At 65.1% G+C, this 315-nt stretch carries 1 protein-coding gene; it reads left to right on the top strand.

Annotated elements, in window-relative coordinates; genetic code table 11:
* Window positions 1–315 (top strand): energy-coupling factor ABC transporter permease (locus ACSFA3_RS22805; RefSeq protein ID WP_435507741.1); only part of this gene is annotated, 315 nt, incomplete at both ends.

Raw genomic sequence — 315 nt, 5'->3', positions numbered from 1 at the left:
CTGCTCTCGCCTATACGGGCAAGGTGGCCTTCGATACGGCCGTGAAGGACGGCCTTGCCGCCCTGGCGCTGCGCTCGGCCATTGCCATTGCGCTGGTGTTCTGCTTCTTCGAAGTGTTGCCGCATCACCCGGTGGGCGTGTCCGAGGTGCACCTGATTCTCGGCACGACCCTGCTGCTGGTGTTCGGGTTGGCGCCTGCGGCCATCGGCCTGGCGGGCGGGTTGCTCATCCAGGGACTGTTCTTCGAACCGCAGGATGTGCCGCAATTCGGCATGAACGTCACCACCTTGCTGGTGCCCCTGTTCGCGACTGCCG

This window comes from Variovorax glucosi (assembly GCF_051216695.1).
Lineage (GTDB): Bacteria > Pseudomonadota > Gammaproteobacteria > Burkholderiales > Burkholderiaceae_C > Variovorax.
The sequence above is the reverse complement of the archived record's forward strand: the minus strand, read 5'-3'. Positions and strand labels throughout refer to the sequence as shown.